This is a genomic window from Leuconostoc sp. UCMA20149, from assembly GCF_030400235.1.
Lineage (GTDB): Bacteria > Bacillota > Bacilli > Lactobacillales > Lactobacillaceae > Leuconostoc > Leuconostoc pseudomesenteroides.
Genome location: NZ_VJYC01000025.1, coordinates 1 through 17360, shown reverse-complemented (window position 1 = coordinate 17360; position 17360 = coordinate 1). Strand labels below are relative to the sequence as shown.

Genomic DNA, 17360 nt, shown 5'->3' with positions numbered 1-17360 from the left:
GGTGTCAAAAGGACCAACGACCTAAGTTTCACTACCAATTTTAGAATAAATCCAAAAAAGGTGAAGATCATCTCCGTCGAGAATAATCTTCACCTTTAATGTTAGTAAGTTTTTTAGTATAAGAGCACTCAAAAAGGCTATTAAAAAAGAAGAGTATTATTATATAGTTTCTGGTCATTCTAAACCCACAAAAAATCTTTCTTATAATAATTATATTGATAAATACGAGATATTGAATAAGTCATCAAATTTTACAGAAATTCAATACCATTTTGACACTTTAAAGTCAAAACACTTAAACAATTAACTTGATTTATAAAAATTTGTATTTAAAAATGATATATACCAATTTAAGTTAACATAAGACTGACTATCATAAGTAACGCTATAACAGGATTTCGAAGGTCTGTTTTTTGTTTGTGAAATTGCAAAATTCACAAACTAATTTAAGTACGCATTTTTCTATTTCACAAGCACACATTTTTTACACATTTCACAAGCGACTATGTTTTAGACCAATTGGTATTTTCGTATATGTGATACTAATTTCGCAAACTGGTTAAGATGATAGCTAGCTTGATTTTGGTGATGCATTTAGTGTTAAAATTTTAAACCCAGATTCTAGGCTATAAGATGCACAGTGTCTGTATCTGATATTTTAAAGCTAATGATTGGTTCTGGGATTTCTTTCTTGAAATTGATTGGATTAGCATTAGATTAGTTGTTGAGCTTATACACAAACAGCCATTTTTTGTATTAGAGCATTATAGAGACGATTGAGCTTTTAACAATAGATTTATCTCACCACTAACGATTAATGCAATCACAGCCAACAGAATACTTTTTGACTAATTCAGTCAAACTATTTTGATCAGACACAACTCCTTAACGAACGTTAATTCAAATTCACTTGAATATTTTTTTAACAGTTTTTTAATTCCGTTCGAAATATTGATTTAAAAGGTGCTTTTTTTTTCGAAACAATAATTATAAATATCCGCTAATTATTTGAGGAAATTTAACCTAAGTAGCGAAACAATTATTGTGTTTAATTGTTAGGTTTACGATTAATTACTGAGGGTTATGATTGCTATTGCGTACGATAATAATTATTTGAAAAAAATGTCAACTCAAGTGCAAGCGCCAAAAAAATGTTGATTTAATTTTTTTTAAGCATATTATTTAACATATCAAAAAGTAAATGGTACACTTTACGCATGGTAATAAATATTTTACCAGTCTCAAAAAGCTAGGAGGATTTAAGATGACAGACAAAGAAATAGATGTTAAAGAGCAGAACAAAAAGAATGATCCAAATTCAACTGATAAAGAAAATGTTTATAATCATGATCCAAAGAATGCTGATTATAAAAAGGCTGATTAATTAAAAGATAAATTATTTGAAGACCATAACTATTAGTTTGGTCTTTTTTACACTTCAAAATAGGAGAAAAAATGGGCAATCAAGAACAATATCTACTTAATGATGGACATTTAATTCCTAAAATAGGTTTAGGAACATTTCAAATTCGTGGATATGAAGGCGTTGAACAAATTTTGACGGCAATCCAATCTGGCTATCGCTTACTCGATACATCAACTAATTATGATAGTGAAGGGGCAGTAGGGGAAGCTATACGGCGTTCTGGTATACCACGTTCACAATTTTTTGTAACTACAAAGTTGCCGGGTAAATATCACCATTTTGATGATGCTCTCAAAATAATAGAAGAATCATTATTACGAATGGGATTAAGCTACGTTGACTTATATCTCATTCACTGGCCATTGCCAAAACGTGATAATTATGTGGAAGCTTGGCAAGCTTTGATTGAGGCTAAAAAACGTGGGTTCGTAAGATCAATTGGTGTATCTAATTTCGAAGAAGAACATTTGGAAAAAATTATAAAAGCCACTGGCGTTACACCGGCTGTTAACCAAAACGAAATTCATCCTTATTGGCCACAGGAGAATCTAGTTAAAACTAACCAAAAATATGGCATTTTAACTGAAGCTTGGAGTCCTTTAGGACGTGGTAGCCATGAACTTGAGGAACCTGTAATCAAAGAATTGGCTGTAAAGTATGGTAAAAATACTGGTCAAATAATATTGAGATGGCAATTAGATCGAGGCATTCTGCCAATTGCTAAAGCAGTTTCTCCTGAACATCAAAGAAAGAATATAGATCTTTTTGATTTTTCACTTGCATCTGAAGAAATCAAACAAATAACCGCCTTAGAAAAAACAGATGGTAGAGTGGATAATCAAGATCCAAATGAGTATGAGGAATTTGAATAATTTCCCGAATTTTCACTTTTAACTTTAAAGAATGAAAGGCTAGTTATGTCACAAACAATACTAATTACAGGAGCAGGTTCAGGATTTGGGGAAGGTATTGCATTCAAACTTGCTGAACTAACTGACTTGAGTGTTATTGCAACTACAGAAAATTATGCTCAAATTTTTCGGTTAGAACAAAAAGCCAAAGAGCTAAAGCTTTCAAATATATTCTTTGAAAAATTAGATGTGACACTCAGTGACGACCGCGAAAAAGTTCTAGAATGGGATGTGGACATTTTACTTAATAATGCCGGTGTTAGTGAAGGAGGGTCAGTACTAGACATTCCTGTTTCCGCAATCGAGAGACAGTTTCAAACTAACGTGGTGGGGCCTGTTGCCTTAACGCAAATAGCTGCAAGGGGAATGTTAAAGCGCAAGAGCGGAAGAATCATTTTTATGTCCTCTGTTGCAGGTTTGACAGTTGATCCATTTTCTGGGGCTTACTCTGCCTCAAAGCATGCAGTGGAAGCTTTCGCGGAAGCGTTGTACAAGGAAACTAGACCGTTTAATATTGATGTCATCACTATCAATCCGGGTCCTTTCCTAACAGGTTTTAATGACCGGATGTTTGAAACTTACCGTGGATGGGGCACTGCTGTTGCATCCCGAGTATTTGATTATCAAGAGTTAAACTTTCCGCACGAACAATATGACCCACAAATTGTAATTAACGAAACCGTGAAAATTATTTTGGATGAAAATCCAAAATACAGAAATGTTTTACCCAAGTCAATTGAGGGTGAACAACGTAAACAACTTGATTCTATCTGGAATCGTCAAGCCAAAGACGGAATAGGTCAAGAAAACAACTTGGTCATCACGGCAAAAAAGATTCACAAGGAGACACCAAAGAAATAAGTTTTGTATAAGGCCGTTTATTATCTGAATAATATTGACTATTGACCAGGCCAAGTTAAGACACTTGGTCTTTTTTTAGTTAGTGGATTACTGATTTTGTGTGGGATGTTTTAATTGATATTTGCTAAACCAATGAATGTTTACATAACACGTCTTAATTAAACATTTTTTTGATGTATTGGACTGTTCTAGCGGAAATGCTGAATGCTTCTGCTGTAGATCTAACAGTGTGGGTTTGAGAATATTCAAAAATGGGTGTATTACGACTATCTTTTTGTCTCTTTGGTCTACCCTCTTTATAATTAGGATTATGTTGTTTTGCAAAAATTTTACCAGCCTGTGTACGCTCAATGATCATATCGCGTTCCATTTCTGCAACTGATAGCAAAGTTCTGACAATCATACGACCCATTGGGGTGTTATCAATGGTACCTAAGTTTAACACTTTAATCATAATTTTTTCTTTAAGGAGATCATCTATTAAATTTAATGCTTCACGTGTATTTCGAGCAAAGCGATCTAGTTTGGTGACGATCAATGTGTCATTAGGCTCAATCAGATTGACGAGTTTTTCAAATTGTGGTCGTGATGTTGTTGTACCCGAATATTTTTCACTGAGAATAATTTTAGCTCCGGAATTTTTTAGAGTCTCTTTTTGCTCATTCAAAGATTGTCCAGCAGTAGACACTCTAGCATATCCATAAACAGTCATATTTCACCTCATAAAGTTGCACAACTAAATTGCATTACACAAATAGAAGTATATCATGCCATTAAAAAAGCGCAAATTACTTAAAAAGTATTTTGCGCTTTTTTGTATCATTACATTTTTAACCAATTGGTTGCCAAGAGCAGGGCGCCTTTCTTGGCAGTAGTTTCTGACAAAACGTTTAGCATGACAAAATCATGTGTTACACCTTGGAAACGAGCTTGTGTTACTGGAACACCAGCTTCACGTAGCTTATTTGCATACGCTTCGCCTTCGTCTCGTAATACGTCGGCTTGTGCTGTAATAACTAATGCTTCTGGCAATCCCTTTAAGTCATCTAAGCTAGCTCGTAATGGTGAAGCTGTGATTTCATTACGTTGATTTTCATCTGTTGTGTATTGATCCCAGAACCACTTCATGCCTTCGCGTGTGAGGAAGTATCCTTCGGCAAATTCATGATAAGATTTGGTATCAAAATTAGCATCTGTCACAGGGTAAAAGAGCAATTGTTTGGCAATCTTTGGCCCTTTGCGCTCTTTGGCCAATAATGTAATGGCAGCTGTCATGTTACCACCAACTGAATCTCCCGCTACTGTGATATGATCACCATCAAAATTTTGAACGGCCGCATGGTCTGAAATCCATTCTAATGTGGCATAGATTTCTTCTAATGCGGTTGGATACTTTGCTTCTGGTGAACGGCTATATTCTGGGAAAACAACGGCCGAATTTGCTTCGGTAGCTAATTCACGGATTAAACGATCATGTGTGTGGCTGTTGCCAAACACCCAACCCGCACCATGGATATATAAAATGACTGGCAATGAACCAACTGAATTTTCAGGTCGAACAATCTTAATGTCAACATTATGATCAATTTGACCTGAAATAGACAAACTGTCAATTTCAGCTGCTGGTTTGAGAATATCTCCTGCTTGTGTCTCATCAACACCTTGTCGTCCTTCTTCAACGGGCAACTCGTATAATTGCGCCCCTTGTGCTGCTTCGTCAACAAATTTTTGTGTGACTTGTTCTAGTACTACTTTTTTGTCAGCCATGGTATTCTCCTTTTAGCTTTGAGCAATTAAATTGTGCACAACCCTTTGGGTGTGAAAATATTGTACCGCGATTGTTTTATGTTGTCAACAATTAAATTGATAACAATAATATTTTGGTTGATTTAATTGGCAGAGGGTCTATAATGGAGAATAACTAAAGCTATTAAAAGAGGCTATTAACTATGACACAACGCTCCCAAAATTTTGTCTCACTCAATGATCATCTTTGTTTTTCTATTTATACAACTTCTAGAGCGATCCAAAGAATGTATCGTCCGTTACTAGATGATCTTAATTTAACCTATCCACAGTATTTAACACTTGTGGCTTTGTGGGAAAATGGTCCACAAACTGTCTCCCAACTGGGGAATAAACTAGATTTAGATTCTGGGACATTAACTCCAATGTTAAAGCGCATGGAAAAAGCAAATCTTATCGTTCGTCATCGTGATGTAATGGATGAACGCGTTGTTTTGGTTGAATTGACTGAAAAGGGGAAAAGGATGCAAGCAGATTCAGCAATTATTCCCCAAACATTATTAGAAAAATCAGGATTGGATTCAGATGAATGGCACACTTTGAATAAGACAATGAAAAAACTTATGGTTCACGTTTCTGAATAAGGATTAAAAGTGTTTGGTCAATTTAATCCTACAGACTTCCTTTTTTTTCAGAACGGGAATTCCAATAAGTGTTAGTGTTTTGATCATTGATTTTATACTAAATAGTGTACTAACAAAATGAAATCAATATATTTTTTATAGCAAAAAGCAGACCTTGATATAACGGGTCTGTTTTTTTTAATTTAACGCAAATTATTTAAAAGTTTTCTGCGCTTTTTGACGATTTGTGTACTATAAAATAAAATAATAACGAATGAAAATATAGTTTACATCTAGATAATTATGGCTTCAAATTTCAGCATTTAGAGGTTGTTATTGTGTATAATGATGTTACACAAACTAAAATACTGGTGTTTAAAAATGAAAAAAATCTATTTTTTATGTACAGGAAATTCTTGTCGGAGTCAAATGGCTGAAGGATATGCCAGAAGCATACTATCACCCGATAATTTTGAGGTTGAGAGTGCGGGTGTTGAGACTCATGGACTAAACGCAAATGCAGTTACAGTTATGGCTGAAGACGGAGTGGATATTAGTAACCACTATTCTAAATTAATTGATCTTGATTATTTTAATGCTGCAGATTTAATCATTACTTTATGTGGCGATGCCAAGGATAAATGTCCCATGCTTCCTCCGCAATCCCAAAGCTTGCACTGGCCTTTAAGCGATCCAGCGCAAGCAACAGGAACTGTAGAAGAACAACTACAAGAGTTTCGTAAAGTTCGTGATGAGATTAAAAAATTAATTACAGGGTTGAATGATTACTTTCATTGATGACAAAAAAGAGCGACACAACGTGACAGTTATGTCGCTCTTTTACTATGATATGAGTATGGTATTTTACATAACATTTGCTATTTAAAGTAACGCAGAGACAGGCTTTCAAGAGCCTGTTTTTTGTTTGTGAAATTGCAGAATTCACAAGCTAATTTAATTGCGCATTTTTCTATTTCACAAGCACACATTTTTGAGCCATTTCACAAGCAGCTTTGTTTTAGACCAATTGACATATTCTAGAAATAACAGACCATTTACAAAAAATTGGAATGATGGTGCCACGATTTGTTTTTAGTAAATTGTCGATCATATGTTTGTAGAACTAATAGAAACGTTTGATAAGCGTATTATGTTTCAATAAAAGATGTTTCATGAAGCAGAAATTTTTTTTAGAAATTCAAAAGCAATTAACTAGTCATGATTGACATTATGTTTTTATTTATTGAGTAAAATACTCACAAACATTTTGCGCCAGATTGGTCCGACACCTAAATTTAACAGTTAATTATCATGACAAAACTTATAGTCATTCGGCTAGCTATCACTTAACAAGTATTTCAATACTTTATTTCTCTTGATCCAGCTAGAATTTATATTATTAATATGTTATTATAGACACTAATTAGAAAACGAAAGGTATATTCATGGCACACGTTCAATCACAATGGGTTAGTCGCGTACACTCGATTTTGTACGTATTGATACACCAAGGGGTGGAGTCTGTCAATCTTCGTAAAATTGAACGTTTTTAATAACCTAAATTAAGAGAACCATTAATTAATGGCTGCCTCATTTTGGGGCAGTTTTTTTGTGGTTAAAGGATCAATCATGAATATACTAGATTTAAATCAAATATCGCAGAGCTTTGCTGGAAACGATATTCTACGTGACATTACTTTTACTGTTTCAGAACAAGACAAAGTTGCCATCGTCGGACGTAATGGGAGTGGTAAATCGACACTTTTAAAAATTATTGCACAAGAAAATCAACCCCAAAAAGGGACACTTTCATTTCAAAAAAATACAAAAATTGCTTGTGTTGGACAACGTCTCAATGACGTCAAACATAAAACAGTGCTCAATATATTAAAAAATGGATTTCCATCATTGGTAATGATGGAAAAGGCAATAGCACGACTTGAAAAAAGAATGGCAGCAGGCGAAATACTCTCTGAAAAGGATTATGAGCGCTATGGTAATCTGTTAGATGACTTTCAAGTATCTGGTGGTTATGAAATGACATCGAAAATAGAGTCCATAGCTAACGGATTGGGAATAGGTGATTTGTTATCACAAGAATGGCAAACTTTAAGTGGCGGGCAGAGAACTAAGACAAAATTAGCATTATCACTCGTTCAATCATCCAATTTATTAATCTTGGATGAACCCACGAATCATTTGGACTTAAAAACAACTGATTGGCTAATTGACTATATCCGAAATTATAAAGGGGCTGTCATTGTAGTCTCCCATGATCGTCATTTTATCGACCAAATCGTAACGCGAGTTATTGAAATTGAAGACGGAAGCTCGTCCCTGTATGAGGGAAACTACTCTTTTTATGTGGCAGAAAAACAAGTCAGAATTGAAAAAGCATTTCAAAAGTATAGTGACCAGCAAGATCGTATCAAAAAAATGAAGCAAAGTATTCATCAATTAAAAGAGTGGGCGCATATTTATAACAATGAAAAATTTGCTTCTAGAGCTCGAAGCATGCAAAAGGCTTTAGATAAACTTGAAATTATTCAACGACCAAACTTAACAGAAAAAAATATGACAATGAATTTATCAGCAGCTGATCAATCTAGTAAAATTGTTTTTGAGGTTAAAGGGGTTTCATATAATTTGAGTACGCAACCACTTTTAAAAAATATTGACTTAACAGTGACACGAGGTAATCGTGTTGCAATTTTAGGCGATAATGGTGTTGGTAAAAGCACTCTACTGAAAATTTTACTTGGACTGAAACAGCCTACCACTGGAGTTGTTCATACAGGACCCAATCTTTCAATTGGATATTTTTCACAATTTGAAGCAGAGTTAGAACCACAAAAAACAGTTCTTGAATCATATATCAAACAAGTACCAATGAGTGAAGCAGATGCCAGATATCAACTTTCAAAGTTTTTGTTTTATAAAGAAGATGTTTTCAAAAAAGTAAAATCCTTATCAGGTGGAGAACGTAAGAGGCTACGCTGGGCACAAATTATCGGTCAACATCCAAATGTGATTGTCTTAGATGAACCAACAAATGACTTGGACATTGGGTCTATTGAAATGCTAGAGGATACGTTAGATGATTATGAAGGAACAGTGCTTGCTGTTTCGCATGACAGGTACTTTGTTAATAACCACTTCGATATTCATTATGTTTTGGAAAATAAGCAACTTGTTAAGACAATATATAAGTTATAAGGGTAACGGATGGATGGAAAATAAAAATACAGAAAAACAATAATGGTACAACATCTACAAAAAAATTTACAGCTAAACTAGGAACATGGGGCAAACAATTCACTGATGAATTATTAATTGTCTTTCAAACATTTAAAGTTGTTGGTTAAGTAAGAATTCAGGAACCTTATTGGTCATCATGGCTCCTAAATATTTTGAGCCATGATGAGTTAGATTCTAGAAAAATGACTTTTATGTATAGAAGTGATTGTTTGGTTGATAATCAAATTAAGTGCATATACTAACAATTAACAGGAGGTTAAGTTACTATGCAAACAAAAACAGGTAAGTTGTTTGATACTGTAAGCAAGACAATAGATAAACATTATCCCAAAGGTTGGGGTGGAGCGGCTGGTGTGTTATTAGAAAACGGCGATATTTTAACTAGTATTTCGCCTGAATTCCCAAATGCAGCATCAAGTGTTTGTATGGAGCTAGGTAGTTATATTCAAGCAGCTACTTTAGGACAGAAAATTACACATACACTTTGTTTGGTAAGAGAAAATGAACATGATAGTTTAACGGTTCTTACCCCTTGTGGTATTTGTCAAGAAAGATTAAATTTCTGGGGAAATACAATACAATGTGGCATCGGTATTTTAAAAAATGGTGAAGTCCAATATATGCCGCTTGCTGATTTACAACCTTTTCATTGGAGTAGAGTTTATCAATAAACGCATTGGAATATAAATAAATTGAATATTTAAAGTGAAGCAATGCAACTGTATAGTGGCATTGTTTTTTAAAAAATTATATTAGATAAGCTTAATTAACGAATTTGTTTTCAGTTTCTACCATGTATATAAATAATTAATTCTTGGAATTTACCATTAACATAATTTCAGAAGAAAAAAATCAAATTTCTTGAAATACTGAACTTTAATGTTATGAGCTAAATAGAAATAGTGCATTTTTCTAGTATAAGAGCAGACATCTGTCCGTATTTTAAGTACGCTTACTTGGCACTGTTTTGGTTGACGCCGTTCGCGAGCGCGTCAAAATTATTTACGTGAATATTTGGACAGAATAGTGATTAACATCTTCTCTTCCGAGGTCAACAGATGGTTTTTTCTAAATGCAATGCTACCAACAAACTTCGGCTGATGATCGTCCTTTATCGATAATGTGATGATGTCTGGCGTTGTTGGCTTAACAATATCGGCTAACAAAGCGATCCCGAGATTTTCCGAAATCATATTCATTAAAAAGTTAATATCGGACGTTTTCATAAAAAATTTTGGTCTGATATTACCTGTACTAGCAAAATAGGCCATAGCTCGATTATGAATAAAACTAGAATCGAGACCAACAAAGTGTTCGGATTTTAAATCAGAAAAAGATAAACTTTCCTTCTGAGAAAGTGGGTTTTTACTAGAGACGTATATTTTAAAATCGGCTTGAACGAAAGGTTCTTGCAATAACTCATTAGTAACGTCACTATCCAATGAGCCTAATAATGCAATGTCAACATCGCCATCTATTAATGACCGTTTTAATACATTAGATCCAGCTTCAAAAATGTGCATGTTTTGGATATTAAATTGCTTATCAAATTCTTTACTAGCAACTGCAATTTTAGCAAAATAGGCACTCTTTAGCATTGGTGGTAGACCAATGGTTGTACTATGTGATTTTAAGTGATTTAGTTCATGCAGGGCAGTTTCTATCTCCGTCGTAATCGAATGGGTGTGTTTGTATAATTGTTCACCTGCTGGGGTGAATTTTAGTTCATTTTGTGAGTTTCCTCTTATAACCAACTTACTTTGGAAGTGAGATTCTAAGCGCTTTAAAGCAGTGCTAATAGATGGCTGGCTAACATTAAATGTTTGGGCGACTTTGGTAAAACTTTTTTTTGTATATAATTCATTAAAGTATTTGAAATCTTCTGTTTTCATTAGAAACCCCTTTATATCAATGACAATCGTGATGTGTATAAAATAAATTTATAGTAAATAGCTAGTTTGACTATAAAACAATTGACCGTGTATAGTCAAATATGTTGTTAATTAAAATACAAAATTTTTGGAGGAAATAACATGACTACAACAGGGTATAGCATTTTGCGTAATCCATTTTTAAATAAGGGAACGGCATTTTCTGCAGCTGAGCGTGAGCAATTGGGCTTAACTGGCACATTACCAAGTCAAGTACAAACGATTGAAGAACAAGCAGAACAAGCTTACAAACAATTTCAGGCGAAAAGTCCTTTACTTGAAAAAAGAATATTTCTTATGAATTTGTTTAATGAAAACGTGACATTGTTCTATCACTTGATGGATCAACATGTTTCAGAATTCATGCCAATTGTTTATGATCCTATTGTCGCAGAGTCTATTGAACAATATAATGAAATTTACACTAGTCCTCAAAATGCAGCATTTTTGTCAATCGATAATCCAGAAAATATTGAAAGTACATTGAAAAATGTCGCTGACGGTAGAGATATAAAGCTAGTTGTTGTGACTGATGCTGAAGGTATATTAGGCATGGGAGATTGGGGTGTCAATGGTGTTGATATTGCGGTTGGTAAATTGATGGTTTACACAGCAGCTGCTGGAATAGATCCAGCAACAGTATTACCAGTAAGTATTGATGCAGGTACGAACAACGAAACGCTATTGGAAAATCCTTTGTATTTAGGAAACAAACATGAGCGTATTGCTGGTGAAAAGTATCTTGAATTCATAGATAAGTTTGTGACTGCTGAACAAAAATTGTTCCCAGAATCATTATTGCATTGGGAAGATTTTGGACGTTCAAATGCACAAGTAATTTTGGATAAATATAAAGACGGCATTGCCACATTTAACGATGATATTCAAGGAACCGGAATGATTGTTTTGGCAGGAATATTCGGTGCTCTAAACATATCGAAAGAAAAACTAGTTGATCAAAGATTCCTAACGTTCGGTGCCGGAACAGCTGGCATGGGAATTGTTAATCAGATTTTTTCAGAATTAAAACAAGCTGGGCTATCCGACGCCGAGGCTCGTAGTCATTTCTATCTTGTGGATAAGCAAGGCTTGTTATTTGATGACACTGAAGGTTTAACTGAAGCGCAAAAGCCGTTCACGCGTTCACGAAAAGAATTTGTTAACTCTGAAGGATTAGATAATTTGGAAGCAGTGGTCAATGAGATACATCCCACAGTTCTAATTGGCACCTCAACACAGCCAGGCACATTTACGGAAGCGATTGTAAAATCGATGGCACAAAATACAGAACGCCCAATTATTTTTCCTTTGTCAAATCCAACAAAACTAGCTGAAGCAACTGCAGAAAACTTAATTAAATGGACTGATGGGAAAGCTTTGATAGCAACTGGTATTCCTGCAGACAATGTTGCCTACAACGGAGTGACATATAAAATAGGACAGGGCAATAACGCGTTGATTTATCCTGGGTTAGGCTTTGGTCTTGTTGCCTCAACGGCTAAATTGTTAACACAGGAAACGATCTCGGCTGCTATTCATGCACTGGGTGGTCTAGTGGATGCTGATGAACCAGGAGCAGCTGTATTGCCACCAGTTTCAAATCTTACTGAGTTCTCACAAAAGATTGCTGAGATTACAGCTCAAAGTGTTGTGAACCAAGGGCTTAATCGTGAAAAAATTGCCGATCCAAAGCAAGCCGTACAAGATGCCAAATGGTCTGCGGAGTACTAATTAGGATTTAAATAATATGACAAAAATAAAAATCAGTGGTGTCAGCTTGCCGTTGTATATTTTGATGCTGGTCATACTTGGTGTCACAATTTCACTCAACAAGTTGCCACTTAATATGCTTGGTTTGACCTTGTTGTTGGTTCTACTTGGTCATCTATTCTACTACATTGGCAACATTTTACCAGTTTTTAAATCATATCTTGGTGGTGGATCCGTTTTCACCATTTTCGCCTCAGCTGCTCTAGCAACAAGTGGCATCATACCTACAAACGTTGTAAATGCTACTAAGACATTTTTAAATGACCAAGGGTTACTAGACTTTTATATCGCCGCCTTAATCGTTGGTGCGATTCTAGGAATGAATCGCAATTTATTGCTTAAAGCGGCTGTCAGATTTATCCCAGTATCATTAGCAGCGATGGTTATAGGATTTTTTGCTGTTGGTCTGGTTGGCATGTTACTAGGACTTGGCTTCGGGCATTCCGTGATGTTTGTTTCTATGCCAATGATGGCAGGTGGTATAGGTGCTGGAGCGGTGCCACTTTCGCACATTTATGCTCAAGGTTTAGGTGTTAGTTCCGCCTCAATGTTTTCTCAACTAATACCTGCCGTTACTTTGGGGAATGTTCTTGCCGTTATTGGTGCAGCATTAATTGCAAAAGTTGGAGCAAACACAAAATACGATGGACATGGAGTTTTACTACCAATCAATGAGGACGAGAAAAGTAAACCAATAAAGAATCTAGACGTTACTCGTATTGGAGTTGGCATGATGCTAACATTTTCATTCTTCTTGGTTGGCACTATTCTAAATAGTTTTGTTCCAAAAATTCACGCTTACGCTTTTATTATTATCTTAGTTATTATCGCTAAGGCTTTTAATTTGATTCCGGATCAGCTTGAAGAGTCAGTAGTCATGTTTAACAAAATTATAATGGGTAACTTGACACACGCAGTATTGGCTGGCATAGGTTTGGCGTTAATTGACTTGAATGTATTGGAACAATCATTGACTTGGAAATTTGTTCTTCTCACGCTTACGAGTGTCGTTGTAATGGGTGTTGCGAGTGCCGTGATTGGAAAGCTATTTGGGCTTTATCCTGTTGAGTCTGCGATTGCTGCAGGAATGGCGGACAATAGTATGGGCGGCACAGGCAATGTGGCGGTATTATCTGCTTCAAATCGAATGGATATGATTGCTTTTGCTCAAATGGGAAATCGAATGGGGGGCGCAATCGTTCTAATTTTGGGAGGAGTATTAATTCATTTTTTGCACTGAAATACCATAATTAAAAATTATATATAAAATAGCCTCTTCAGCAAGAGGCAATACTCTTAATCGTAATGAAAATTACGATTTTTTTTTATATTTAATGTTGTGTGCGAAGGATTAAATCAACATTTAGATATCTAAGAACAAAAAAATTGGTAGCTTCTTTAAAGAGTTAGACGACACTATTGAACTTCGTTATTTTATGTTAGATTTGCTCAAAGAACAGAAAATGGTTTCAAAGCGGTTAAGAATAAGGTTTCCAAAAAAACTTTCACAAAGTCTTTGGAAGCCTTATTTTAATACCTGTTTTATAAAATTTCACAAGTGTATGAGTTTTAGACCAATTGCTATTTTAGGGTGTGTTATACTAGTTACAGCAATCAAGTTAAGACGGTGGCTATCCTGAATGGAGGTGGTGCTTATGGTGTAAACACTATAATCTCACATTCTAGGAAAGGAGAGGCCTTGTGTCCATATCGGACGCGCTACTGGTCATGTTTGCCTTTGGTGGATTCATCATAAGCATTCTGACTTTTGTAGTTTTGTTAATCGAAAAAATTAGCAAAAAAAAATGACTGTCTTAACTTTGAGCGGTTAACAGTCATCAACTGATTGTAGCATGGTCACCGTCGAAACGGGATTGCTAGGAGTCGTAGTTAGCGCTACGGCTCTTTTCTATGCCTTTATTATAGCATAGCTTTTGCTTTTGTCACAAATTTAATGTTTTGTTCGCTTGCTTAAACGAACGCTTGTTCGTATAATGAATTATACACAATTGTTTTTGGAGGTTGCTGATGGAAAAAGCAATCATAACTGAATATGATTATAGCAAAGAAAAGCGTGGCGTGTTTTTTTTAATTGATTCAAAAAGTTTCTATGCCAGTGTTGAAAATGTTGAGCGAGGCTTTAATCCATTAAAGGGTGATTTAGTCGTGATGTCTGAACAAGCAAATACTAATGGTGGTTTAGTCCTAGCGGCCTCACCAACAGCTAAGAAGGACTTAGGCATTAGTAATGTGATGCGCCAGCGTGATTTACCTGATGTGCATGACTTGTTTATCGCACACCCTAGGATGAATAATTATATTGCTGAAAACCTAAAAATCAATAATATTTATCGTCAATACACCGATGATATCAACTTGCTGCCATACTCGATTGATGAGTCTATTTTAGACGTAACCCACTCTTGGCGGTTGTTTGGTAAAACGCCTGAGGAAGTAGCTTTTAAAATTCAAAAGCAAGTTAGAGCGGAAACAGGTGTCTATTTAACAGTTGGTATTGGTGACACGCCTGTGCTCGCAAAAATAGCCTTAGATATTGAAGCGAAACACACTAGAAACCTGACAGGTATTTGGCACTATGAAGATGTGCCGACAAAATTATGGCCAATAACGAAACTGGATGATGTCTGGAGTATCGGTGCCCGTACGGCACACAAACTTGAAGTGATGGGTATCCATTCAATGTACGATTTAGCGCATCAGGACCCTTATCAATTTAGAGCCAAACTGGGATTGGTTGGCGAGCAATTGTTTGCCTTATCTTGGGGCATTGATCGTACAGATATGACTGAGGTGGTCGTGCCTAAAAACAAATCATACAGTAATTCTCAGGTATTACCGCGTGATTATAAAAGAAAAGAAGAGATTGAGATTGTTGTTCGTGAAATGGCTGATCAAGTGGCTACCAGGATTAGAGCACATAAGAAACAAACTTGTTTGGTTAGCATGTTCATCGGGTATTCTTTTGCCGAAAGTGAACGCCAGGGAAGTCATGGTTTTAGAAAGCAACAAAGGATTGATCCAACTAATGATACCCGAAAATTAATGGCTATTATGGTGGCTTTGTTTGAAAAGCATTGGCAGGGTGAAGTGATTCGTAATATTGGGATTGATTATGGCGGCTTAATTGAGGACACCGGCGTGCAGCTTGACCTCTTTGAGCAACCAGAAAGATCAATTAAATCCAACAAAATTGATCAAGTTGTTGATGAAATTCGAAAACGGTTTGGTACCACAGCCTTGATGCGGGCAATGTCCAAAGAAAAAGGCGGTACGGCGATTAACCGTGCCAGCCTGGTTGGTGGTCATAACGGAGGTAACAGCTATGAGTGATGCAGAATTTAGTAAGATGATTAACAATTACTTTCAAAACGACTACCGCGAGCGTGGTAAGGTGAAGTGGAATGGCTATTTCCTGTCGGACCATACCTCAGCTTTAAAGCGTGAAGCACAAGCAAAAAATGCCGTACCTGTTAAATTACCAATGATGTCCTTAACGGCTTGTCAAAATATCTTGCGTCATGCCTCAGCGAATTATGAATTTGTGACGGTACAACAAAATATTGAGGACACGGACGGTCACTTAGTACCTAACCTAACAGGTTTGGTCGATGGTTTTTCTGATTTGGGTGTATATGTGCAAGAGACCTATATTGCATTTGAAAATATTAGAGCGGTGGTGAAAGAAGAATGAATCAAATTGATGCAGTCATTGTTGATATTAAAAAGATGTTTGCTAAGCAACCTAACACAATCTATGAAGTAAGGGTGGTCGATCAGATATATTCAAAGAAGGTCAATATTTTCTTTGAATACTATAAAATTGGCAAAGCAACACATTCACAACAAATAGCTCGCTTAGATAGTGAGTACAGAGAACAGATACCTGAAATCATTGCTAAAATTCGCAAAGAAACTGGGCTAACAGTTAACACAAATATTTAAAAGCGTTACTCAAAAGATGATATAATACACAAGTAAATGATACCAGTGGCATTTACAACACGCTTAACCATTGGGTACCGAATGTTATAGTTCGGTAAAAGCTCTGATTATTCAGGGCTTTTTATTTTGTTATGAATTGTGATGACGCGGCCAATATATCATTAGTGCTAAGGCAAGTGACAGAATAATTAGCACCAGCATCGCTAAGATACTTTTGATGCCAGAAGCAATAGCTAGACTTATCAAAATAATTAGTGGTAAATAAAAGTACCAATACGAAATCAAATGACCAACAAATAGGATACTCAAATACAGGATGGTGCCAATGATGTGGCCAAATAGCCAAAATAGAAACATTGCTAATAAACATAAACAAAAAATTAACATGATTTTATCCTCCTAATCAGACAGTTGTGTGAGACAAAGTGAAAAAGGATTCTTCATCACTGAGGGATAATTCAATAGATTCTTAATACCAAAATGCGATTGCTTGTGGAAAGTGCAGACATGACAATCAACTGTGGTTGGATAACCATTAATAAAACAATAATCTGAAAACATCTGTGGCAAGATCCGTAATAGCTTTAGTAATTCGATTCATAATTGTTTTCCTTCTTGTAAAATAATTTCTGTAAATAAAATTTATATTGAATAATTATGTCGCGTACGATATAATTATTTCCAGAGGAGTTAGTCATGATTAAAAAAGGACAATTATATGACGAACTGTGTTTATCGATATATAATACAAATCGTTATTTTCATCGCTTGTATGCAGAACTGTTAGGGGGTTATGAGTTATCTTATTTACAATATATGTCATTGCTCATTATCTATAAGAAAGAAAAAGCGAAGTTGATGGATATTGGCG

16 protein-coding genes and 1 pseudogene are annotated in these 17360 nt (G+C 35.4%); 13 read left to right on the top strand and 4 right to left on the bottom strand.

The features are described 5' to 3' along the window. Window positions 1-1455: 1455 nt before the first annotated feature. Together FF105_RS11135 and FF105_RS11130 are read left to right on the top strand one after the other, a co-directional pair. A complete protein-coding gene (locus tag FF105_RS11135) occupies window positions 1456-2298 on the top strand; it encodes an aldo/keto reductase (protein ID WP_010296523.1) in 843 nt (280 codons plus the stop codon). Between the two features lie 45 nt (window positions 2299-2343). Further along, a complete protein-coding gene (locus tag FF105_RS11130; RefSeq protein ID WP_010296521.1) occupies window positions 2344-3198 on the top strand; it encodes an SDR family oxidoreductase in 855 nt (284 codons plus the stop codon). 154 nt (window positions 3199-3352) lie between these two features. Here the strand turns inward: FF105_RS11130 and FF105_RS11125 are convergent, their stop codons facing one another. Both FF105_RS11125 and FF105_RS11120 read right to left on the bottom strand, forming a co-directional pair. Further along, window positions 3353-3910 carry a recombinase family protein gene (locus FF105_RS11125; protein ID WP_290046881.1) on the bottom strand — a complete coding sequence of 186 codons (558 nt, stop codon included), beginning with the start codon at window positions 3908-3910 and terminating at the stop codon, window positions 3353-3355. A gap of 110 nt (window positions 3911-4020) precedes the next feature. Next, window positions 4021-4965 carry an alpha/beta hydrolase gene (locus FF105_RS11120; RefSeq protein WP_188352249.1) on the bottom strand — a complete coding sequence of 315 codons (945 nt, stop codon included), beginning with the start codon at window positions 4963-4965 and terminating at the stop codon, window positions 4021-4023. Window positions 4966-5147: 182 nt separating this feature from the next. On the opposite strand from FF105_RS11120, the gene FF105_RS11115 reads away from it, so the two are divergent. The 4 genes from FF105_RS11115 to FF105_RS11100 all read left to right on the top strand — a co-directional run bounded on the left by FF105_RS11115 (window position 5148) and on the right by FF105_RS11100 (window position 9496). Beyond that, the gene (locus FF105_RS11115; RefSeq protein ID WP_188352250.1) at window positions 5148-5588 is read left to right on the top strand and encodes a MarR family winged helix-turn-helix transcriptional regulator; all 441 of its coding nucleotides are present in this window, start codon (window positions 5148-5150) and stop codon (window positions 5586-5588) included. Window positions 5589-5948: 360 nt separating this feature from the next. After that, window positions 5949-6365 (top strand): arsenate reductase (thioredoxin), encoded by a 417-nt coding sequence (gene arsC / locus FF105_RS11110; protein WP_010296514.1) that lies wholly within the window; start codon window positions 5949-5951, stop codon window positions 6363-6365. A 783-nt stretch (window positions 6366-7148) separates the two neighbouring features. After that, complete coding sequence (gene abc-f, locus FF105_RS11105; protein WP_290046879.1) at window positions 7149-8783, top strand: ribosomal protection-like ABC-F family protein; 1635 nt, start codon at window positions 7149-7151, stop codon at window positions 8781-8783. Between the two features lie 308 nt (window positions 8784-9091). Beyond that, on the top strand, window positions 9092-9496 hold the full coding sequence (locus tag FF105_RS11100) for a cytidine deaminase (protein ID WP_010296504.1): 405 nt from the start codon (window positions 9092-9094) through the stop codon (window positions 9494-9496). A gap of 327 nt (window positions 9497-9823) precedes the next feature. Here the strand turns inward: FF105_RS11100 and FF105_RS11095 are convergent, their stop codons facing one another. After that, window positions 9824-10717 (bottom strand): LysR family transcriptional regulator, encoded by an 894-nt coding sequence (locus FF105_RS11095; protein ID WP_010296501.1) that lies wholly within the window; start codon window positions 10715-10717, stop codon window positions 9824-9826. Between the two features lie 141 nt (window positions 10718-10858). Between FF105_RS11095 and FF105_RS11090 the strand changes: the two genes are divergently transcribed. The 6 genes from FF105_RS11090 to FF105_RS11065 all read left to right on the top strand — a co-directional run bounded on the left by FF105_RS11090 (window position 10859) and on the right by FF105_RS11065 (window position 16489). Beyond that, window positions 10859-12487, top strand: a complete 1629-nt coding sequence (locus tag FF105_RS11090; RefSeq protein WP_010296499.1) for a malolactic enzyme — start codon at window positions 10859-10861, stop codon at window positions 12485-12487. Window positions 12488-12503: 16 nt separating this feature from the next. Continuing rightward, window positions 12504-13766 (top strand): 2-hydroxycarboxylate transporter family protein, encoded by a 1263-nt coding sequence (locus FF105_RS11085; RefSeq protein ID WP_010296497.1) that lies wholly within the window; start codon window positions 12504-12506, stop codon window positions 13764-13766. Window positions 13767-14254: 488 nt separating this feature from the next. After that, window positions 14255-14335 carry a putative holin-like toxin gene (locus FF105_RS11080; RefSeq protein ID WP_155275059.1) on the top strand — a complete coding sequence of 27 codons (81 nt, stop codon included), beginning with the start codon at window positions 14255-14257 and terminating at the stop codon, window positions 14333-14335. A gap of 219 nt (window positions 14336-14554) precedes the next feature. After that, entirely contained in the window at window positions 14555-15877 is a 1323-nt protein-coding gene (locus FF105_RS11075; RefSeq protein ID WP_168441549.1) for a Y-family DNA polymerase, read from the top strand. After that, window positions 15870-16238: a hypothetical protein gene (locus FF105_RS11070; RefSeq protein WP_010296492.1), complete on the top strand. Its 369-nt coding sequence runs from the start codon at window positions 15870-15872 to the stop codon at window positions 16236-16238. Before FF105_RS11075 ends, FF105_RS11070 begins: the two co-directional genes overlap by 8 nt. Next, window positions 16235-16489, top strand: a complete 255-nt coding sequence (locus tag FF105_RS11065) for a hypothetical protein (RefSeq protein ID WP_004915898.1) — start codon at window positions 16235-16237, stop codon at window positions 16487-16489. Before FF105_RS11070 ends, FF105_RS11065 begins: the two co-directional genes overlap by 4 nt. Window positions 16490-16618: 129 nt before the next feature. Here FF105_RS11065 and FF105_RS11060 read toward each other — a convergent pair whose 3' ends face one another. Continuing rightward, on the bottom strand, window positions 16619-16876 hold the full coding sequence (locus tag FF105_RS11060; RefSeq protein WP_031941341.1) for a hypothetical protein: 258 nt from the start codon (window positions 16874-16876) through the stop codon (window positions 16619-16621). A 309-nt stretch (window positions 16877-17185) separates the two neighbouring features. Between FF105_RS11060 and FF105_RS11055 the strand changes: the two are divergent. Next, window positions 17186-17360 (top strand): annotated as a pseudogene (locus FF105_RS11055) (MarR family transcriptional regulator); the annotation flags it as partial.